20 protein-coding genes are annotated in these 19,469 nt (G+C 42.4%); 13 read left to right on the top strand and 7 right to left on the bottom strand.

Annotated elements, in window-relative coordinates; all coding sequences use genetic code 11:
- Window positions 1-10 precede the first annotated feature (10 nt).
- The 4 genes from AACT52_RS18165 (at window position 11) to AACT52_RS18150 (ending at window position 2,999) form a co-directional block, all read left to right on the top strand.
- Window positions 11-865: a formylglycine-generating enzyme family protein gene (locus AACT52_RS18165; protein WP_073626888.1), complete on the top strand. Its 855-nt coding sequence runs from the start codon at window positions 11-13 to the stop codon at window positions 863-865.
- 138 nt (window positions 866-1,003) lie between these two features.
- On the top strand, window positions 1,004-1,348 hold the full coding sequence (gene avd / locus AACT52_RS18160; RefSeq protein WP_073626886.1) for a diversity-generating retroelement protein Avd: 345 nt from the start codon (window positions 1,004-1,006) through the stop codon (window positions 1,346-1,348).
- The gene (locus tag AACT52_RS18155; RefSeq protein WP_073626884.1) at window positions 1,345-2,403 is read left to right on the top strand and encodes an RNA-directed DNA polymerase; all 1,059 of its coding nucleotides are present in this window, start codon (window positions 1,345-1,347) and stop codon (window positions 2,401-2,403) included. Before avd ends, AACT52_RS18155 begins: the two co-directional genes overlap by 4 nt.
- A gap of 191 nt (window positions 2,404-2,594) precedes the next feature.
- A complete protein-coding gene (locus AACT52_RS18150; RefSeq protein ID WP_073626882.1) occupies window positions 2,595-2,999 on the top strand; it encodes a hypothetical protein in 405 nt (134 codons plus the stop codon).
- A gap of 100 nt (window positions 3,000-3,099) precedes the next feature.
- Here AACT52_RS18150 and tnpA read toward each other — a convergent pair whose 3' ends face one another.
- Window positions 3,100-3,513 carry an IS200/IS605 family transposase gene (gene tnpA, locus AACT52_RS18145; protein ID WP_073626880.1) on the bottom strand — a complete coding sequence of 138 codons (414 nt, stop codon included), beginning with the start codon at window positions 3,511-3,513 and terminating at the stop codon, window positions 3,100-3,102.
- A 66-nt stretch (window positions 3,514-3,579) separates the two neighbouring features.
- On the opposite strand from tnpA, the gene AACT52_RS18140 reads away from it, so the two are divergent.
- Window positions 3,580-4,968 (top strand): RNA-guided endonuclease InsQ/TnpB family protein, encoded by a 1,389-nt coding sequence (locus tag AACT52_RS18140; protein WP_073626878.1) that lies wholly within the window; start codon window positions 3,580-3,582, stop codon window positions 4,966-4,968.
- 80 nt (window positions 4,969-5,048) lie between these two features.
- Here the strand turns inward: AACT52_RS18140 and AACT52_RS18135 are convergent, their stop codons facing one another.
- The gene (locus AACT52_RS18135) at window positions 5,049-5,786 is read right to left on the bottom strand and encodes a phycocyanobilin:ferredoxin oxidoreductase (protein ID WP_073626876.1); all 738 of its coding nucleotides are present in this window, start codon (window positions 5,784-5,786) and stop codon (window positions 5,049-5,051) included.
- Between the two features lie 211 nt (window positions 5,787-5,997).
- On the opposite strand from AACT52_RS18135, the gene AACT52_RS18130 reads away from it, so the two are divergent.
- Complete coding sequence (locus AACT52_RS18130) at window positions 5,998-6,252, top strand: hypothetical protein (RefSeq protein ID WP_073626874.1); 255 nt, start codon at window positions 5,998-6,000, stop codon at window positions 6,250-6,252.
- A gap of 207 nt (window positions 6,253-6,459) precedes the next feature.
- Here AACT52_RS18130 and AACT52_RS18125 read toward each other — a convergent pair whose 3' ends face one another.
- Window positions 6,460-7,161 carry a hypothetical protein gene (locus AACT52_RS18125; protein ID WP_073626872.1) on the bottom strand — a complete coding sequence of 234 codons (702 nt, stop codon included), beginning with the start codon at window positions 7,159-7,161 and terminating at the stop codon, window positions 6,460-6,462.
- Window positions 7,162-7,387: 226 nt separating this feature from the next.
- Complete coding sequence (locus AACT52_RS18120; protein WP_073626870.1) at window positions 7,388-8,059, bottom strand: ABC transporter ATP-binding protein; 672 nt, start codon at window positions 8,057-8,059, stop codon at window positions 7,388-7,390.
- 315 nt (window positions 8,060-8,374) lie between these two features.
- Between AACT52_RS18120 and AACT52_RS18115 the strand changes: the two genes are divergently transcribed.
- The 5 genes from AACT52_RS18115 to AACT52_RS18095 all read left to right on the top strand — a co-directional run bounded on the left by AACT52_RS18115 (window position 8,375) and on the right by AACT52_RS18095 (window position 11,599).
- On the top strand, window positions 8,375-9,313 hold the full coding sequence (locus tag AACT52_RS18115; RefSeq protein WP_073626868.1) for a Sll0314/Alr1548 family TPR repeat-containing protein: 939 nt from the start codon (window positions 8,375-8,377) through the stop codon (window positions 9,311-9,313).
- A 174-nt stretch (window positions 9,314-9,487) separates the two neighbouring features.
- The gene (locus AACT52_RS18110) at window positions 9,488-9,943 is read left to right on the top strand and encodes a DUF3531 family protein (protein ID WP_041040136.1); all 456 of its coding nucleotides are present in this window, start codon (window positions 9,488-9,490) and stop codon (window positions 9,941-9,943) included.
- A gap of 8 nt (window positions 9,944-9,951) precedes the next feature.
- On the top strand, window positions 9,952-10,404 hold the full coding sequence (locus AACT52_RS18105; RefSeq protein WP_073626866.1) for an NUDIX hydrolase: 453 nt from the start codon (window positions 9,952-9,954) through the stop codon (window positions 10,402-10,404).
- 375 nt (window positions 10,405-10,779) lie between these two features.
- Window positions 10,780-11,058, top strand: a complete 279-nt coding sequence (locus AACT52_RS18100; RefSeq protein WP_073626864.1) for a hypothetical protein — start codon at window positions 10,780-10,782, stop codon at window positions 11,056-11,058.
- Window positions 11,059-11,416: 358 nt separating this feature from the next.
- On the top strand, window positions 11,417-11,599 hold the full coding sequence (locus AACT52_RS18095) for a hypothetical protein (RefSeq protein WP_073626862.1): 183 nt from the start codon (window positions 11,417-11,419) through the stop codon (window positions 11,597-11,599).
- Between the two features lie 101 nt (window positions 11,600-11,700).
- On the opposite strand, the gene arfB is transcribed toward AACT52_RS18095, so the two are convergent.
- The 3 genes from arfB to selD all read right to left on the bottom strand — a co-directional run bounded on the left by arfB (window position 11,701) and on the right by selD (window position 15,760).
- Entirely contained in the window at window positions 11,701-12,117 is a 417-nt protein-coding gene (arfB, locus tag AACT52_RS18090) for an alternative ribosome rescue aminoacyl-tRNA hydrolase ArfB (RefSeq protein ID WP_073626860.1), read from the bottom strand.
- Between the two features lie 20 nt (window positions 12,118-12,137).
- The gene (locus tag AACT52_RS18085; RefSeq protein ID WP_073626849.1) at window positions 12,138-13,232 is read right to left on the bottom strand and encodes a ParA family protein; all 1,095 of its coding nucleotides are present in this window, start codon (window positions 13,230-13,232) and stop codon (window positions 12,138-12,140) included.
- A gap of 203 nt (window positions 13,233-13,435) precedes the next feature.
- Entirely contained in the window at window positions 13,436-15,760 is a 2,325-nt protein-coding gene (selD, locus tag AACT52_RS18080) for a selenide, water dikinase SelD (protein WP_073626847.1), read from the bottom strand.
- A 1,435-nt stretch (window positions 15,761-17,195) separates the two neighbouring features.
- On the opposite strand from selD, the gene AACT52_RS18070 reads away from it, so the two are divergent.
- Complete coding sequence (locus tag AACT52_RS18070; protein ID WP_073626843.1) at window positions 17,196-18,587, top strand: pentapeptide repeat-containing protein; 1,392 nt, start codon at window positions 17,196-17,198, stop codon at window positions 18,585-18,587.
- A gap of 206 nt (window positions 18,588-18,793) precedes the next feature.
- Window positions 18,794-19,468 carry a response regulator gene (locus AACT52_RS18065; protein ID WP_073626841.1) on the top strand — a complete coding sequence of 225 codons (675 nt, stop codon included), beginning with the start codon at window positions 18,794-18,796 and terminating at the stop codon, window positions 19,466-19,468.
- The last annotated feature ends 1 nt before the right edge of the window (window position 19,469 follow it).

The following is a 19,469-nucleotide window of genomic DNA, read 5'->3' as shown; positions in this document are numbered from 1 at the left end:
ATACAAATAAATGGTAAAAATACTTACTGAACAACAGACAGCGCAATGTTTTCGCGAAGACTTGGGTAATGGAATTACCCTAGAGATGGTGCTGCTGCGGCGTGGCAGTTTTATCATGGGCGCTCCAGAAACGGAAGAAGGTAGCAGCGACTGGGAACGCCCCCAACACGAAGTAACGGTTCCTACTTTTTTTATGAGTAAATATCCTGTCACTCAAGCACAGTGGAGAGCAGTAGCAGCACTACCCCAAGTCAACAGAGAGCTAAAGTCTAACCCATCACGTTTCAAAGGAGATAATCGACCAGTAGAACAAGTTTCCTGGTACGATGCGATTGAGTTTTGCCAGCGCCTCACCTCCCACACAAAAAGACAGTACCGCCTCCCCAGTGAAGCGGAATGGGAATATGCTTGTCGTGCCGGAACTACTACCCCATTCCACTTTGGCGAAACAATTACAACTGATGTCGCCAACTACGACGGTACAGATGACAAAGAAAATAAATGGTCAGGTTCTTATGGCTGGGGACCAAAAGGAATTTCTCGAAAGGAAACAACAGAAGTAGGAAGCTTTGGCGTAGCAAACGCCTTTGGGTTATACGATATGCACGGAAACGTGTGGGAATGGTGTCTGGATGATTGGCACAATAACTATGAAGGAGCGCCAACAGATGGCAGTCCTTGGTTTGACGATAATGATAATATTTCCCAAAAACAAGGAAGAGCCGTGCTGCGGGGCGGTTCCTGGTTCTTCAATCCTAGGTACTGCCGTTCCGCGTCCCGCCACGACAACGGTAGGGCGGAGCGCGACGTCATCGACAGCGATGTTGGTTTTCGTGTCGCCTGTGGGGTTGGGAGGATTCTTTAGTAGCCCTTTATACTTTAGTCCTTTTGCCCTTTACACTTTTTCTTTTTTCTCTTTTCCGCCGTCAGGCGGCTCGATTTTTTTAGCCAAATATGAATCTTTATAAAGAAATAAAAAATAAAAATAATAAATAATTAAAAAATGAAAGAACTATCTGTCATCCAAAAGACTTATGATTGTATCAAATGGTATGTGCCAATTCTGGAGCGATTACCCAAAATTCATAAGTTTAGTTTAGGAGACAGAATAATCAATGGGTTATACGATTTATTAGAGGGATTAATTCAAGCTAAATACGCCAAAAATAAACTTTCTCAATTAGAACCTTTAAATACTCAGTTGGACATTTTACGCTATCAGACACGAATGTTACTTGACTTTCAATTTTTCTCTGTACACCGATATGAATATGCAATTAAACTGATAGATGAAATTGGTACAGAGCTAGGTGGCTGGATTAAAAAACAAAGAGATAGAGAAAGATGAAGCGTTATGGTAGTCTCTACCCTCAAATTATTGAATTTGAAAACCTACTTTTATCAACTCGTCAGGCACAAAGAGGTAAACGATTTCGGGACAATGTTTTAGATTTTAACTATCATCTCGAAACCGAATTAATTAAATTACAAGAAGAACTAACAAATAAAACTTATCAGCCTGGAAGTTACCGAACATTTCACCTCACAAATCCCAAAAGTCGCCTCATCTCAGCCGCACCCTATCGAGATAGAGTTGTTCATCATGCGCTGTGCAACATCATTGTGCCAATTTTCGAGAAAACATTCATCCACGACTCTTACGCTAACCGACTTGGTTTTGGAACCCATCGAGCCTTAAGAAAATTTACTCACTTTGCCCGTAACAGTCGCTATGTACTTCAGTGCGATATCAAAAAATACTTTCCTAGTATTGACCATATAATATTAAAACAATTACTGCGCCGCAAAATAAAATGCCATGATACGTTGTGGTTAATTGATACCATTATAAACAATAGTAACGAGCAAGAAACAGTAATTGATTATTTTCCTGGAGATGATTTACTCACTCCTGTAACTCGGAGACGAGGTTTGCCAATAGGTAATTTAACCAGTCAATTTTTTGCGAATATTTTTTTAAATGGCTTTGACCATTTTGTGAAAGAGCAGCTAAAAGTTAGCAAATATGTGCGCTATGTCGATGATTTTGCCTTGTTCTCGGATGACTGGCAATTTTTAGCCGCAGCACGATTAGCTATAGAAGAATATTTAGCGCAATTGAGGTTGCAAATTCATCCAATTAAAAGCCAATTATTTGAAACAAAAATAGGTGCAAGTTTTTTAGGATTTAGAATCTTTCCAGATAGAATTCGGGTGCGAAATAGTAATTTACATCAAGCAAGGCGGAGACTCAAACGCTTGCAAACAGACTATGCTCAGGGTATAATTGACCGGGAAAAAGTGAATCAATCGATACAAAGTTGGTTTGCTCATTTAGAGCATGGAGACACTTGGCAGCTGCGCCAACAGATATTTACTTTTCTCGCTTGGTCGAGAGAGTAGAGAAGGGATAGGCGAACCCGACTGCGGGGCGGTTCCTGGATCAACAATCCTAAAAACTGCCGTTCCGCGTCCCGCAACAACAACAATAGGGCGGAGCGCGACAACATCAACAACAATATTGGTTTTCGTGTCGCCTGTGGGGTTGGGAGGTCTCTTCACCGCGAGAGTCGGCAGGTGGGAATCTGTCGAGGGTGCAACCGAAGAGTCCAGCCTGTTCCTGCGATGCTGGTGACAGTATCCGAAAATCAGCTGAGTTGGGTAGCTTGGTAGGTGAAAACCGAACAGTTGCTCAACTCTACAAACAGATTGCTGTGCTGACGGTGTTACGCTGTACATCCCTGAACAAACAGGGCATACGCGATAGCAATCCCCTCACTACTAAGAGCAAGGGAAAAGGAGCCGTCCCTCAAAGCCCGGATCATAATGTTCCGATCGCCGTAAGTCCTGCGGAGGCTTGTGCCAACGCGTTGCGTTCCGCAGGAAAGGCGGCTCCTCCGGAGCATCGCTGCACCAATTCCAATCTGTCGGGTGACCCTAGTAACCAAGGCAACCTTACCCGACAAAGCATAATCTATCAGGTGAGAGCGAGAGGGTGAGAACCCCCGAAGATGTAGTTTGACGTACGAAGGAAAACTACATCTGTGCTTTTAGCCGGGGGATGAAACCCGATTCGTAGGACTTCAGTCCTAAGTTTCTCTACTTTCCGCGTTGATTCTCAATATACTTTTTAACTACCTCAGTGCTGACTTGACCTGTTGACGCTACAAAATAGGTCGGTGTCCATAAAGCAGGTAGTTTTTTTAATTCGGGGAATTCCTTCCTCAAGTGGTGAGATGCCCTTCCTTTGACCCACATAGCAATTTTGGCTGGGGCTTCATCTGTTGGAGCGTTGATGAACATATGCACGTGGTCTGGCTGGATTTCCAGGGCAATCAACCGCCAGTTATGCTCTTGTACCAATTCAAATATGATTTCCTGCAATCTTTGAGCCACTTTGCTGACTAACACGGGTCTTCGTCGTTTCGGTACAAACACAAAGTGGTAATTGACGCTGGAAACAGAGTTTTCGGTACGTCTGTACTCGTGATCTTCTTTAGAAAGGCTTGCCATTATCCGGAACTTTGTTGATATATTGTATAGTAACTACTATAATTAACAACAAAAACTGATGACAAGATGTACCGAGCAATACCAGTTAAAGCAAAGTTTACGGATGTTGAGCTAGCGTTTTGGGTTAACCAGTGTGAACACGCCAACAGTCTGACAAATTCAGCAATCTACCATACTCGTCAAAGCCATTACAGCAAGTTAGAGCAACAAGGTGACGCATTCACGCTCTACTGGCGTGGTGATGAATTACGCTATGGCTGGAAGACATATAAGTGTGATACTACTTACCCAGGACTAGACAAAGCCCTTAAAGACAGTCCTCACTACAAGGCAATGGCAGCCCAGTCTGCACAACAGACTTTAAAGACGGTAGGTGAGTCAATTGTTGGTTACAACGGTTTGGTGCAAAAGTACTACAAAGGTGAGGTTGATAAACCTTCATTGCCAAAGTACAGAAAGCGTGGTGGGCTTGCGGCTGTGACGTTTCCAAGACAAGCGCTTAACTACAAAGATGGCTGCTTTTACCCGTCAATTAGCCGTGACACAAAACCTCACCTACTGACCGAGATTAAGCTGCAACTACCTGATTTCATTGACTCGGACTGGGTGCGAGAAGTCACGGTACGTCCTCGGCTCGGAGAAATGTGGATTGACTGGGTGATTGACGACGGCAAAGAGCCAGTTGACAACAACCCAAACCTTGACTATACCCACGCATGGTCATTTGACCACGGTGGAACCAACTGGCTTACAGGTGTCTCGACTCATGGCAAAAGCTTGATTATCGACGGTCGCAAGCTAAAAAACATCAACCAGGGTTACTGCCGCCTAGTCGCCAAGTACAAACAAGGGAAATCTGAATTTTACTGGGACTCCAACCTTGACCGGGTACAGTGCAAACGAAACAACCAGATGCGTGACGCCGTAAACAAAGCAGCACGATTCATCGTAAATCAATGCTTAAATGACCGAGTTGGAAATATTATTGTCGGTTGGAATGAAGGTCAAAAAAGCGGTTCCAACATGGGAAAACGCAACAACCAAAACTTTGTTGTCATCCCCACAGGACGGCTAATTGAGCGGCTTAAACAACTCTGTAAAGAGTATGGAATTGTCTTGACAGTTACGGAAGAAGCGTACACGTCAAAAGCGTCATTTCTTGACGGTGATTCTTTACCTAAACACGGTGAAAAACCCGTGGGGTGGAAACCATCGGGTGATAGGGTGAAGCGCGGACTGTACCGGAGTCGTGATGGTCATCTCATCAATGCAGATTGCAATGGGAGCGCCAACATCATGAGAAAAGTAGCCACACAGCTAGGTTTAAACCTAGTCGAGGTGGGTAGGGCATCTTTGACAGTGCCACAACGATTTGATTTGTTTACGCGATTAAACAGATCATATCGTAAACGTTGCGCAGGGGCGCTTCTAGCCCCCGTAGCAACATCAGTTTAGAATCCCCTTACTTCTAGTGAGGGGAGATGTCAACATTGCTACCAAACCGTACAAAATAACTTTTTAGTCATTTGTCATGGCTAATCTGGTATATCAAATAATACTGTCGTCATATATTGTTCTGCCCAATCTGGACCAAAAGCTTTTTCCAGTACGCGGCGGGTTTTGTCGTTTTGCTGCTGTTTAGTACAGTAGTTGCGTTGTCCGGCTAAATTTTGCACCACCTGTTGAGATGGAACTGGTTGAGAGATGCTAGCTTGCGTACAATGTATTTCTAAAAATTCCCGTGTGCGAGAGAGAAATAGACTTTCTTCTTCAGGGGAACCGGGACGCACGAAAATGCAAAATTCTGAAAAAATGTTTCCCCACTCAGGTAATTCTCGCGGTTGGGAAAAGTTTAACTGAGGTAGTGCCGCCAGTGCAGAAGTATATGATTCTGGTAGAGTGTGTTGGGAGTTGACTGGAGAAAGGTCTGCGATCGCCGCACTAATTTGACCTCTCCCTCCCACTAAATCGCAACCAAACATTGGTATGTCATATTCTGGACGGGGAAACATCACGCAGTGCAAGATATCCAGCATATTTCCCACCTTTGCCAGTTCTAGATGCATTTTGCGGAACTGGGGTGTTTGATAACAGCGGTTTTCAATCGTCAGTTTCTCGCCCTCTAGCCGACCTTCCACATACCCAAACTCACCAGGCAAATGATAGGGCGATAAGTCTAAATGCTTTTGCCATGTTGCTTCTATACAATCTGCTAGTTGACGAATCAGCGGATGTTGTTGCTCGCGCAGCGACGGTAAAGGAGTTGTTGTCATACCTTATGGGATTTATAACCGGGGAATTTGATTCAGTTACCAGTCTACCCCCCACAAAGTCTCACCCGAGCTAGCTTGCAACACAACCAAACACTTGCAACGACAAACGTAAAGTTATAAAACAGTCGCTTTCCAAAAGTATGATTAATTTTGTAGTCTTAGTTACAGAAATAATTTTGTATTAGCCCATTAGTCAAGGCTAGGTAGAGCCATGAAACTAGATTCAAGTAAACCAGATTGTGCTACACGCCTTGCATGGCACAATCTGGATTGGTCAAGCAAGTCTGACCTCAAATCACTCCAGGATTTCCAACCTAATAGTTGGGTAAAGCTCTCAGAACTTCCCAACCCCTACAGCTTTGATGAAGCACTACTACTGTGTCAGGTTTCTCGTGACGAGTGGTTAACCTGGATTCCAGATCATGGCGAAGCACAACTGCATATTAGCCAGTTTTTTGCTAACTAGTGCAATTCCTTAGGAGGCAGAAGTCAGAAGGTGAGCGACTGCGGTGGAAGGATTCCCCGACATAAAGCAAGTGGGATAAGCACAAAGTATGCCGCAGGCATACGCGTAGCGTGTCCGTGCCTTCTAGATCCAAGCTTACGCTAACGCCGCAAGCGTGCCGTAGGCATAGGACATACCCGAAGGGCAGAAGGAAAAAAAGCTTGTGCACTAAGCTTTTTCAACTGGATATTTATTTCCACCACGCTCCCGTTGCGGGTGAAACGTGGGGCTTGCGACGTTCTTTGCTAATGTCTGTTTGCGTTTCAGAAGTAAGCCTGTAGATAAGGCTCCGAAAGCTAATATACCAAAGATACTTGTATGTTCGGGGACAGATTGTGTTATGGCAGACTTATTATCTTTGAAACCACGGAATTCGCCAAACTCGTAGGATTCTAATCTGTAGCTAAACAAACCATCTGAATCGCCGATAAGTTGCAAAGGTGCTGAGAATGTTAGGACAGTACCATTAAGAGTGTATGGCACCGAACCACGAAGCGAACCCCACCCTCCTGAATTTGGTTCATCTGAACCGATGGGAAAGACATTACGAACTCGAATGTCACCAGCAACGTGAATTTCTTCTCCGCGAACAATTGTCTCAAGTTGACTATAGTATGGAGAGCCTCTAAAAACGGGTAACTCACCATCTGCCTCAATAAAGTACTGAAACGAGTCGGCTTGGCGATTATAGGCATCAAGTAAGAAAAAGTTTGGAACTTCATTAAAATCTATTGTGAACAATACTTGCTGAGTATTAGGATTGACAACGGCTGACTCTGAGTTCACTACTAATGCTGCTTGTGCTGTTCCAACTGTTTCCAAAGCAGTAAATGCAGCTATAACGATAGACAACTTTTTCAAAAATGCCATATAATTACTTACTCATTTATTTAATGACATCAAAAGGTGCTGTTGCACGTAGTTTAATTTGCCGTGAACAATAGATACACCCATTGTGCAACAAATCATGAGGTGGGATATGCCAGTATTGTGAGAATCGCCTTGGTATCAGGAAATTCTCACTGAAGATGAGCAAAGATGACTTGATTATGTTTCAAAAAGCACCTGTAAGCCCATTCTCCCTCCTACTCCCACTTCACGCTGCTGGTTGAGGTTCTTTTTCTTGTGCTAGTGCGATTGGATCAACTGATTCTAGTTCACCGTGCTTAAGAGTCCAACAACGGTCGGCGATCGCTAACAAATCTCCTGCATCGTGTGTCACAACCAGCAGCGTCCAATCTTTTTTCAGTTTCGCCAATAAAGTTACCAGTTGCTGACGCATTGACCAATCTAATCCAGCTGTGGGTTCATCCAATAATAATAGATGTGGCTGGCGAATCAACTGCACTGCTAAAGCTAAACGCCGCTGCTGACCTCCACTCAAAGCGTGGGGTGGTGTGCTAAGCGATAAATGCTCTAATCCTACTTCTGTTAGTGCTTGCCTCACTCGCTCTATTCCTAACTCTGGATGTCCCAAGCGCAATTCTTCTAAAATAGTACCGCCGCAAAAATGCCTCTCGGGAAATTGAAAGACCAAGCCAGCCAATTGTTGCACCTGTTCGGCTATCAGTTCTTGTTCGCGCCAGAAGACTGAACCTGATGTTGGTTCAGCAAGTCCAGACAAAATTTCGAGTAACGTACTTTTGCCAGAACCACTGGGTCCGATAATCAGACCAAGTTGTTTGGATTCTAATTCCAGGTTGATTGATTTAAGAATAGCTGTCGGGCAAGCCGTAGGGTGATAAGTTAGATTTCTAAGATAGAGCATTTGTTGAGTTTACCAAAAAGTCAGCAACTTATTTAATTAACTACACTGCAAGCAACTGCAAAGTTCCGAAAAATTTTTCGCGCATTCGATCCGCCAGCAACGTCTATTTTGCAGTAAGAAACATCCTGCTTCTCTTTATTGTGGCAAAATTACTCTTGAACAATAGCTACAACAAGTATGGGAACCTAGAAAACTTACCAAAGTCATATAATATAAAAAAAATTGCCTCAAACAGATCTACCTTAAAGCGAATAATCTTTAGAATTATAAGTAAAATATAAAACTTTTTTAAAGGTAAATATGCTGAAGTCAAAAATGACTGTACGGTTCCCAGTTCTGCAAACTATTGTGCCTGCAAAACTTTACCGCCTAGTCACGGTAGCTTTTGCAGCTACCTTGGCACTCAATGTTTGGGCAAACCCGTCTTGGGCAGCAGACCCGTTTCGGACTAAAGAGCCTCGTAACATTGGCAACAAAACAGAGGCAGCATTCAAAGCCATTTTCCAACAAGGAGACTATCAAAGTGCAGATCGTTACCTACAAGAAGCATTATCTGCAGAGCCAAAAGAACCTTTAGCATATGCTATGAAAGCATCCTTAGCATATACGAATAAGGATTTGGCTACATTAGACACTTACAGCAAGAAAACTTTAGAAACCGCACAAAATTTGATTTCCAGTGACCCTTTGCGCGGAAATTTGTATGCTGCTGTTGGTCTGTTTTTAGAGGGAGCAGTGATTCTACAGCGTGAAGGTACAGTCAGCGGTGCGCCGCAAGCCTTAAGCAGGCTGCGGGTAGTCTATGACCATTTGGACAAAGCCGAAGCAGTTTCACCTAACGATCCAGAACTAAATTTACTCAAGGGATACATGGATTTAATGCTTTCGGTGAATTTGCCTTTTGCGAACCCAGAACAGGCAATTCAAAAGCTAGAAAAAAATGCTAGTCCCCAGTATCTAGTTGACCGGGGTATCGCCCTTGCCTACCGGGATTTAAAACAGTACTCTCAGGCGCTAGAGTATGCCAATCGTGCCTTGAAAGCGACACCCGATAACCCAGAGTCGTATTATCTTAAAGCTCAAATCCTTCGGGAACAAGCCAGAAAAGAGAAAAACTCGCAACTGATGCAAGAAGCAGTTGGTAATTTTGACAAAGCCCTAAGTAAGAAGTCTCAACTCCCAAGCGATTTGACAAAACAAATTGAGCGCGAACGGCGGAGGGCGGCGGAAAGCTTGAGTAATCCTGCTAAGTAGGAGTAAGGGAGTGAGGGAGTGAGGGAGGGAGATGGGAAAATATTTTCTCCCTGTGCTTCCTCTACTTCCCCTACTTTCTTCACCTTTATTTAGGGGAAGCCGCACTCTTGTGACTATGAACTCTTCTACAATGAGCTTTGAGAAAGACTGATTTAGACTAGATATCTTAGGAAAATGCAGATACAGTTTCGTGAAATTAATCCTTTTGATTTGTGGATTTGGTTGGAGTTCAGCACAATTCCTTCTGAACAAGAAAAAAAGTATGTAGAAGAGGTTTTCAATTCCTGGTTTTATCTGGGCAAGTTGGGTGCGTTTAATGCAGAAAATCTCCAGGTACAGGAAACTGGATTAGACCTCAGCTATATGGATTACGACCCCGAAGGGTATGACAAAAGTTTGCTGGCGCTGATGCACAATATGGGTCAGTTTGAGTATGAGGGGACATGGGCGCGTTGCTGGTTTGACTTGGGAACTTCTGACGCGATCGCCCTCGATATTCTCATTAACGCCCTCAAGCAGCTCAACCAGGAATACGTCACTATTGAGCAATTGTACATCGGCGGCGAAAATGAAGATTGGTCCGTCGAGGATAGTGAAAATGGTCGTTCTTCGTTTATTTACGATAACTAGCAACACAAATGCATAAACCAGGGGAAATTCGTGTCCTAGCATTGGGGCTGATTCGGGATGGTAAGTACGCAAAGCGTACGCTACGCGAACGAATCTTCGTTTCTCAAGGCTACGATCCAGTCAAGCAACAAACTTTTTACCGTGCAATGGGCGGTGGAGTGGACTTTGGTGAAACAAGTTTAGAAGCACTCAAACGCGAATTCCAAGAAGAAATCCAAGCAGACTTAACAAATATTCGCTACTTAGGCTGTTTGGAAAACATATTTACTTTCAACGGTCAATCAGGTCACGAAATTATTCAACTTTTTGAAAGTGACTTTGTTGACCCCAAATTTTATCAACTTGACAAGTTAGATTTTTCTGAAGGTGAGCGGCAGAAAACTGCTCTGTGGGTAGATGTTAACCGTTTCAAATCTGGAGAATTAAGGTTAGTGCCAGAGCAGTTTTTGGATTATTGGTAAGAGCTAATTTTTGTCAAAGATAAACAGAGAATCTCACGGTTCATTTAGGACTGGTATAGTTACAGCACTGTTATCGCAAATAATTAGTAAAGCGCTTTTACAGCGCTTTACACATCATTATACCACAAATCGTAGCGTGGGGATTGCCCGTAAAAGCCTATCTGACGCACATTTGAGATATTGGTGAGCAATCCCCACCTTACAGAAAACCGCTGTAACTGGGTCTTTTGGTTTGCGCGCTCAGCTATAAGCAAAGGGGTTCATCTATCTAAAAAGTGCATAAGTTTATTTTGCCTACACTTGTATAAAATACAAGAGGGAAGCTTTGAAGCAATTCCCCTCAATTAATAAGTCAAACAAGAAAGAGAAATTCGGATGAAACTATCAACAATGTGGATAGCAGGTATTAGTTTACTTATTGGCGCTTCTGCTTTGGGAATCGCTGCACTTTCTCAAGTTAACTCAAAAGCTCTTGCTACTGCACCAAATATTCCACCAACGTTGACTAAACTTGGCGACAAATCTTATCTACTAACTTGGACAGATGATTCTGCCGTATATGTCGCTTGCTATCCCACAGTTAAACCCATAATGAAACCTGCACCAATTCAGCAAACACCAAATAGATATGTCATTACCTGTAAAAATAAATAGGTTGTGAACACATCAAATCAATTCCCTCAAAACTTGGAACGGAAAGAATATTCAGTTGCTTTAGATAATAAACACCCAACAAGTCGAGAGCGAAAACTGCATCAGTTAATTTCAGTGATACCTATAGGAATCCGGTTTGATTTAAAAAAAAATACAAGGGTGTGTTAGCGCGAGAGTACGGCACCAAACCCTTGATAATGGTGCGTTACGGATTTCATCCTAACGCACCCTACAATACCTAATTTTGTTCAAAAATCAAATAGTAGTTCTATATATAAACTTGAAGGTTTCGACAGCGGCAAACTTGTTCTGTAACGAACCAACAGTCCAGTCTTAAGCCATTCAAGAGGTTTTGAATATGAAACTTTACTATCGCGACGTTAGCTACGAGTACGACTCAACAAAGGTTGGAAGCAGAAAAATAGGACAGGCATTCAAGCAAGTTCGTGAATTTGAACCAGCTTATAACCTGATTTACCTGGTAAACCTATCAAAATATGAAAATCGCTCTTTCAACCACTCCCTTCGATTTCAAAAATAGACGCAGGTTAGTCATCGCAGAAATGTTGGTAAAGTCTGAAGATAACCCTAAATAGCTGTCATTGAAATCAAACGGTAGTTCACTCTTTAATAATCTATGAATCAACAATCCGTGACTTGCCGTCTATTGGACTTAACCTGTCCGCGCTTGCTTTTATGGTCAAGGCGTTTTTGCTGAGAACTGCGAGTCGGTTTTGTGGGTTTGCGTTTTCTTTTCAGTACAACTACGCTTTTAATAAGTTCTTCAAGTCGTTTTAACGCTTCCTCTCGGTTCTGCTCTTGGCTTCGATGCTCCTGAGCCTTGATTACGACGACTCCCTCCTGGGTGATGCGTCGGTCGTTCAACTTCAAAAGCTGTTCTTTATAAAAATCGGGTAATGATGAAGCCCCAATATCGAAGCGCAAGTGGATAGCGGTAGAAACTTTGTTGACGTTTTGACCTCCTGCTCCTTGAGAACGAATTGCACTAATTTCAATATCGCTGTTTGGGATGATGATTTTGTTGGAAATTTGTAGCATTACTCACAAGTTTTTTGATTTTAGTCTTCATCAATAAAGTAATTGATTATGTGCTGCGCTAGTAAATCATATTGCTCATCCATTCGTTTCATTAACTGTTTTTGATACAATGACCATGATGGGAATATAGTTGGGGTTTGGCTTGATAGATATTTCAGTGGAACATTTAATTTTTGAATCTCCGAAGCCATAACATTCAAATCTTCAATTTTTACAACTGGCTCCAGACTTATAAAATTAGGCACACATTGATGAGCAGATATCGCTTCTAATTTTGGAAATAATACGTTTTTAATAGTTGCTTTAATTTTGTCTAAGTGAACTTGGTCTGCCCCTATTTCTTTACGTTCGCCAGTGCTAGTGTATTTTTTAGTGTCAAATCCATTAAAAATCCATCCACCAAACTTTGGTTTACCTTTTAATGGAATAAGTTTGTCATATCTATTTGAAACTTCATAGCGTCGTTTACCTTGGTTCCAATCATCAATAAAAGTTGGTAAAACTTCACCAATCAGACTTACACAGTATGCAGAAAAAGAATCTGGGGTACAAGGAACTAAGAAATAATCTGAACAGTATAAAGCAGAACGGACAAGCGTATTAAATGATGGAGGCAAATCAATTAATACATAGTCATAAACTTTATTGCCTTTTTTTAAATTCTCTACTAACAAATAAGGAATAAGAAATCGATATAAACTAGTACCTTGTACAACGTCTGTACCAACAGTGAGTGTGTCAGCAAAACTATTCAACCAAAAATCACCTGGAACTACATCTATAATGGCTTGACCATAGATAGTAGTAATTTGATTGTTGATGATATTTTTTTGATATTTTGGTTGAGTAAGATAAACTTCAGCATTCTGTGTAGGTTGAAGAGAGGGTTGAGCAAAAGCCCTGATTGTTCTTCCGTATTGATAATCTTCTGTTCTTTCCAAGTAATCAGCAAATTCATCATATCCAATCGTTGCAATAGAAAGATTGCACTGCGGATCGAAGTCAATCAATAAAACTTTTTTACCTACTGCTGCTAGTGATGCACTCAAGTTAAAAATAGTAGTTGTTTTACCTACGCCACCTTTGTTATTAAATAAAGAAATTATTTTAGTCATAGATATAGAAAATTTTGAACAGTGTAATTGTAGCTAACATAATGCTAAGTATGTATAAAAAGTTATCTTCTTTTAAAAAAGACTTATTTGAATCGCACTTAACAAGCTTTATCAGCAGTTTTGTGGAAGCAGCTTTCCTTCGTCGCTTTTTGTTCCACTGCTACAAAAACGCCGACACCGCCTTAGGTATGACACTCAGGACTTTAGACGCCAATAGCTAGAGCATCAATTTTATGTATGAAAGTGACTGGCTTTTTACCCTCAACCTGCGACACAACACGCGCGATCGCACAACTCGATTCATACCCCAAGTCTTTGAGTGCAGCCAAACAGCTACTAGCTTGTGACTCTGGAATAGAAGCTAAGAGTCCACCAGCGGTTTGTGGATCGAATAACAAAGGATAATGCGCATGACTCTCAACTTGCTCCAAGTTATCAATATAACGTGATGCTCGCAGATTTTCTGGATGGAGCGAGCTAAAAATCCCTTTTTCTGTTGTCTGGCTTGCTCCTGCCAAAACTGGGATAGCTTCTAGCTGTAACTCAATCGCCACATTGGAAGCTAACACCATCTCCATTAAGTGTCCCAGCAATCCAAAACCTGTGACATCAGTGCAAGCAGTTGCCCCATGTTCCAATAAACACGCAGCAGCAGCTTGATTTGACAGTAGCATCGACTCTACAGCATCATCAATCCAATAACCTTTAGCCTGGCGGCGCATATCAGCAGCAAAGAGTGTCCCTGTTCCGAGTGCTTTGGTCAAAATCAGCACTTGTCCTGGTTGCATTCCGCTTTTGCGTAATAGTTTGTCAGGATAAGCTAAACCGTTGCAAGATAACCCAAATCCCAGTTCTGCGCCTTCGGTAGTGTGTCCGCCAATCAGAGGTGCTTGAGATTGGTTGAGTACTTTCACCGCACCTGATAATAACTGATAAAGAGTTTCTTCGACTTTAGCTGCTTGGGCGTAGGGAATCGTGGCGATCGCCAAACTACTTTGAGGAATAGCCCCCATTGCAAAAATATCACTCAAGCAATGATTAGCGCTAATTTGTCCAAAGATATATGGGTCATTGATCAAAGAACGAAAATAATCAATAGTATGTACCATCAACTGTCCTGTTGGGACTTGCACCACCGCCGCGTCATCTGGTGCATCCAAACCAATGACGATATCTGTTCTTTCTTCTCCACTCGGTTGTTCTGATTTGATACGGGACAAAACTCTCTCTAGAACTGTACTACCCACCTTTGAACCACATCCAGCACAACGCATCACCAGGGATTCGGTATTGGCGATTGGCGATTGGAGATTGGGAAAATTCTTCCCCCAGTTTCTAGTCCCCATTTCTGGCAAATTATTGAAGCGTTCCATAAAAGAGCGGTCAATCCAGTCTTTCGAGCGCCATAGGAGTTTGTTAGGTGGTAAGGTAAACGAACCACGTGTAGCGATCGCGCGTCCATCTCCTGTACCAATTAAACTTAAATATTGTTTCTGTGGTTTATACGGTTTGAGGGGCTTTCCTAACAAAACTCGCTGCAAATTCTCAAACAAAGGCTTACCTTGTCTTACAGCAAACACTCCAGCTTTGGGACGAGGATGATTTATCATTGTGGCAATATCACCAGCAGCAAAGATGTGCGGGTGAGATAGAGATTGCAATGTATCCTCAACCAAAATAAAACCTTGCTCATCAGTCGCGAGTCCCGCTGATTTTAACCACTGGGGTGCTGATGCTTGTGTCACCCAGAAAATTGAATTGCACTCAACTGTCAACCCAGATTCACATACCACTGTATGCGGTTTGACTTGACACACACTTTCCCCAAGATGCAACTCAACACCCTGCTGAAGCAAAACTTGCTTAACTAAACCTCGCACCGACTTGTGATAATGAGGCATCAGTTCCGCTTCGCGCTGGAATAGATGAATTTCCAAAGCTTTTGTCTTGTTTCCAACCTCACTCAAGGCACCAGATAAAATCCGATGTAAATGAGCTTGCATTGACAACGCCAATTCTACGCCGCCTGCACCTCCACCCACAATTGCAATTTTCATGGCTTCTTGAGAGACGCGCCACCTCTCGTCTCTACAAATTTGATCCCAGTATTGTAGCAATTTAGATACAGGCTTAGCCGCAATTGTATATTCTGCTGCACCTGGTACAGATATTATGGCGGGAGTGCTACCAATATCAATTGACAGCACATCGAAAGCTACCGCAGGACGGTTAGCACAAAGAACTTTGTTGTTCTCCAAATCAAGACCAACAACTCGGTCAATATACAACTGCGCTTGAGCAAAATTCGCTAAGCGTCGTAAGTCAATATGGCATTCGTCATGACTGTAAAATCCGGCAATGTGTCCTGGTAGCATTCCAGAGTACGGTGTATCCGAACTTTCGGTAATCAACGTTAAACGCACTCCGGGTATTGGTTTCATGCCAAACATTCTTAGCACAATGGCATGGCTGTGACCGCCACCAATCAGCACTAAATCTCTAACAATCGGCTGTAAATTTTCCTGCATCTTTTGCGGTGAGGCAAATGCTTACGCTGTTTCTGCTATCAGGGTTCGGGCTACTAACTGTAACTCGATTTCTGTACACATCTATACAAAGAAAGGTAATTTTGTATAGATGTGTATCGGTGACATATTCTGTCAGCCTTATTGCTAAGTAACGTTTGCCGAACCTAAGAGGTTCCGCTTCGCTAACGTCAATGTTCAAATGGCTTGTTAAGAAGGCGGCACTAGAGCTATAAACCTGTTTACTCATTACTTAACCGCCTTCGACAGAGCCTGATGGCTCACGGTACTATCAAGGTGTCATGACCAAATGAACGTAGTCAGTTAAGACTTAGACTGCACGCTCCGACTTGTCCACAAATGACTATTTCTGTCTAGCTTTGGGTAGGTTTTTCGGAGCGGTTACTATGTGTAACAGTGTCAGCAAATCATTTATTTTCTTAACTATTATATCGCTTAAGTGTTTTGCAATTTTTTATTCTATCTAACAATGCCAGTTTTGACATCATTAATCATACAAGTTACACAATATATTTTTTCTGTTTTGTTGGGTTTAATTATCTGTGTATAGAAATCGCTAGCAAATCGTAAGATCCTCCAAACTCTCTTTAGTCTGTGTTATGTAGGATTTTAAAAAAAAGTCAAGTTCACAAACCAAACAAAACCGCTATATTTATCAAATCTTTATAATTTGAATTTTCTGTAAAAACCGTATATGGTAGGTCAAGTATTAACTATTACTGTCTAATATTAAGGATATTAGCTGTAGTTATTTATTGATGTCCCAGAGAATTAGAAAAATTATTTTAAGAAATCAAATAAAAAAAAGTTTCCTTAGAGGGTTGCGTCATTTCTCAAAATCAATCAAGATAATTACTTTAAATAAAATAGAGGGATGGTAGTCAGACAACTGTTTGATGAAAAGATGGAACCTTCTCAGGGTGCACTTGATTTTGTAGAACAATTCGCAATGGAAATTGTTGCTAATTTTTGCGATTCTCCTTTGATGCCTTAAAGGAGATACAAAGCAATATAGCGGGCAAAAATTTCCTTGAGACAAACGATTTGAAAAAGACAATGTCAGGGCGCAAACTTTAATGATGGCAACCAACAATAAACAATTCTCTACCAAGCTACCCTATTTGCAACAGAGTTTTATGGTACTAGGATGTATCAAAAATAATTCAGATAAGTCAGTGTCTATGGGACGCATACCAAAGGCTCTCAACACTTGGAATCACAAGAAATATCATCAAATATGGGTGATATCTGGTGAAAGGCAAGCTTTTTGTCTAAGAGCAAATTCTCAAATGGGCAATGCAAAGCAACAGCAGCATCTACCGAGCTTTCGGCAGATATTGAAATTTTGAGACAAATGCTATACTCTTTTTTCAAATAATCTACGTAAATAATCGGTGTTTTGAGGGACACAACAATTATGTCTGCTAGGAAGACAGACGTACTAAAAAATTGGTTGATAGTAATAACAGCGATGTTTACTTTATCACCAACGGTGATTTTCTTAACATTTTCCCAAAGCTCGGGGTTGTCAAACCAAGAAAAAATAGAAAATAGAACTCAAGCATTATCAACGACTGCGACCCTTTTTTTGGGATTAGCAGTGATGATTCATGCATATGTGGCAGCGAAAGGAGTGGAAGCTAGTCAAAAAAGGGCGATCGCAGCTGAAAAAAGCAATGAGATTGAAACGAAGAATGCCCTCCTAGGTCAAGAACAGCTAGTTGCAGAACGCTTTATGACAGCAATTACCCAGCTTGGACATGAAAGTGTTGCAACACGCACAGGTGCAATTTACGCCTTAGAAAGAGTTGCCCAAGATTGTCCCAAAGAATACTGGACAATCATGGAAATTCTGACAGCTTTTGTGCGAGAAAATGCTGCTAGTCAATCGCAAGAGGAGGAAACACAACAAACACCAGCAAGAATTCGTACAGATATTCAAGCAGCTTTGAGCGTCATCGCTAGACGCGATGCCGAAAAAGAACAGCCAAATCAGAGAATTGATTTACGGTATGCCAACATGAGGGGAGCAGACCTGCATAAAGCAAACCTGCAACAAGCAGACTTACGGGGAGCTGACCTGTGTCAAGCAGACCTACGAGAAGCCGACTTGAGTGAGGCAGATTTGGAGGGTGCTCAACTGTGTGGGTCAATTCTGTATGAAGCCAACTTGCAATCAACCAATTTACCAGATGCAAACCTCTGTGGGGCAAACCTCAATCGGGCTTGGGTGTGTGGGGCAAACTTGCGTGCAGCAAATCTTACAGGAGCAAGTCTGCGTGGAGCTAATCTACAGGGAGCTAACTTATATAAAGCCAATTTGGCTGGGTCTAATTTCAAAGTTGCTAACTTACAAGGGGCAAAGCTGTTTTTAGCTAATTTGCAAGGAGCAAAGCTGGGTAAAGCCAACCTTCAGGACACAGGTTTGATAGGAGCCAATTTGCAACAAGCAAACCTCAATGGAGCGAACCTGCAAGGTGCAAACCTTAATGCAGCTAAACTACAACACACAGAGGTGTTTTTTGCCAACTTTTCTGAAGCAAGCCTCAGAGAAGCTGACCTTGGTGGAGCAAATCTGATGGGTACCAATCTACAAATGGCAATTCTCGACCAAGCAAACCTCTGTGGCGCAAATCTCATGGGAGCCAATCTCAGTGCAACCAAGATGAGTGATGTCAAACTCGAAGGAGCAATCCTGACAGGAGCGAAAAACTTGGAACCCCATCAGATTACACTGGCACTAGGTGATGTCACAACTCGCTTACCAGATGATGTGGAACTCCCAACTCATTGGTCGCGAATTGGTTAAGGACGAGCAAATTAGAAGCGCAATTATCTATCACAAAATTTTTTTGCATATTATATGCAAACAGGGTGCTTCCCTCAATAACATGACATTTAAGATAAAATTTTAAACCGCTGAACTGACTCAGGTCATTCGTGTCTAGCTACTTAAACTAATGAAACGAAATTGTAACTCTTCTGTTAAGAAAATTATTTAGTTCACGCTTTCATATGAGTGAGGAACCCAAGCAACTAACGCTACGAATTTTGATTGTCGAAGATGACCCCATGATGCGGATTGGACTGAAACATTCGCTCTTTAGCCAACCTCAGCTTGAAATTGTTGGCATGGCAGAGGATGGATATTTGGGCGTGGAAGCCGCCATCGCCCTCCAGCCAGATGTGGTTGTCATGGATGTTGGGATGCCCCATATGGATGGAATTGCTGCTACGCAAGAAATTAAGCGAGTCTTACCGAATGTGAAGGTCGTGATGCTCACATCCCATACCTCTCAAACTGAGGTGATTGCCGCGCTTTCCAGTGGTGCTGAAGGCTACTGTGTCAAAGGAACGAGTGCGGAGCAGTTAGTCAAAGCGATCGCTGTGGTTCATGAAGGAGCAACTTACCTAGATGCCCAAGTGGCTCAGTCTGTGATTGACCAGCTCAAACCACCTCCAAGAGCGACAAAACCCACTCCATCCATTCCTCCCGGAACACTATCAGACAGGGAACTGGAGGTGTTGCGGCTGATTGTGGATGGTTGCAGCAATCCAGACATTGCCAAGGCGTTGTACCTAAGCGAACACACTGTTAAAACTTATGTGCGAGGAATCATGAATAAGCTGCTGGTGAATGACCGAGTGCAAGCGGCAGTGGTGGCGTTGCGATCGGGCTTAGTCGGATAGG

It is taken from the genome of Scytonema sp. HK-05 (genome assembly GCF_963872035.1).
GTDB lineage: Bacteria > Cyanobacteriota > Cyanobacteriia > Cyanobacteriales > Nostocaceae > Kalymmatonema.
This window is presented reverse-complemented; position numbering and strand designations above follow the sequence as displayed.

Excerpts from the sequence above, each read along its gene's own strand:
- AACT52_RS18165 (WP_073626888.1), top strand. The coding sequence starts at position 11 with ATGGTAAAAATACTTACTGAACAACAGACAGCGCAATGTTTTCGCGAA.
- avd (WP_073626886.1), top strand. The coding sequence starts at position 1,004 with ATGAAAGAACTATCTGTCATCCAAAAGACTTATGATTGTATCAAATGG.
- AACT52_RS18155 (WP_073626884.1), top strand. The coding sequence starts at position 1,345 with ATGAAGCGTTATGGTAGTCTCTACCCTCAAATTATTGAATTTGAAAAC.
- tnpA (WP_073626880.1), bottom strand. The coding sequence starts at position 3,513 with ATGGCAAGCCTTTCTAAAGAAGATCACGAGTACAGACGTACCGAAAAC.
- AACT52_RS18140 (WP_073626878.1), top strand. The coding sequence starts at position 3,580 with ATGTACCGAGCAATACCAGTTAAAGCAAAGTTTACGGATGTTGAGCTA.
- AACT52_RS18135 (WP_073626876.1), bottom strand. The coding sequence starts at position 5,786 with ATGACAACAACTCCTTTACCGTCGCTGCGCGAGCAACAACATCCGCTG.
- AACT52_RS18130 (WP_073626874.1), top strand. The coding sequence starts at position 5,998 with ATGAAACTAGATTCAAGTAAACCAGATTGTGCTACACGCCTTGCATGG.
- AACT52_RS18125 (WP_073626872.1), bottom strand. The coding sequence starts at position 7,161 with ATGGCATTTTTGAAAAAGTTGTCTATCGTTATAGCTGCATTTACTGCT.
- AACT52_RS18120 (WP_073626870.1), bottom strand. The coding sequence starts at position 8,059 with ATGCTCTATCTTAGAAATCTAACTTATCACCCTACGGCTTGCCCGACA.
- AACT52_RS18115 (WP_073626868.1), top strand. The coding sequence starts at position 8,375 with ATGACTGTACGGTTCCCAGTTCTGCAAACTATTGTGCCTGCAAAACTT.
- AACT52_RS18110 (WP_041040136.1), top strand. The coding sequence starts at position 9,488 with ATGCAGATACAGTTTCGTGAAATTAATCCTTTTGATTTGTGGATTTGG.
- AACT52_RS18105 (WP_073626866.1), top strand. The coding sequence starts at position 9,952 with ATGCATAAACCAGGGGAAATTCGTGTCCTAGCATTGGGGCTGATTCGG.
- AACT52_RS18100 (WP_073626864.1), top strand. The coding sequence starts at position 10,780 with ATGAAACTATCAACAATGTGGATAGCAGGTATTAGTTTACTTATTGGC.
- AACT52_RS18095 (WP_073626862.1), top strand. The coding sequence starts at position 11,417 with ATGAAACTTTACTATCGCGACGTTAGCTACGAGTACGACTCAACAAAG.
- arfB (WP_073626860.1), bottom strand. The coding sequence starts at position 12,117 with ATGCTACAAATTTCCAACAAAATCATCATCCCAAACAGCGATATTGAA.
- AACT52_RS18085 (WP_073626849.1), bottom strand. The coding sequence starts at position 13,232 with ATGACTAAAATAATTTCTTTATTTAATAACAAAGGTGGCGTAGGTAAA.
- selD (WP_073626847.1), bottom strand. The coding sequence starts at position 15,760 with ATGCAGGAAAATTTACAGCCGATTGTTAGAGATTTAGTGCTGATTGGT.
- AACT52_RS18070 (WP_073626843.1), top strand. The coding sequence starts at position 17,196 with ATGTCTGCTAGGAAGACAGACGTACTAAAAAATTGGTTGATAGTAATA.
- AACT52_RS18065 (WP_073626841.1), top strand. The coding sequence starts at position 18,794 with ATGAGTGAGGAACCCAAGCAACTAACGCTACGAATTTTGATTGTCGAA.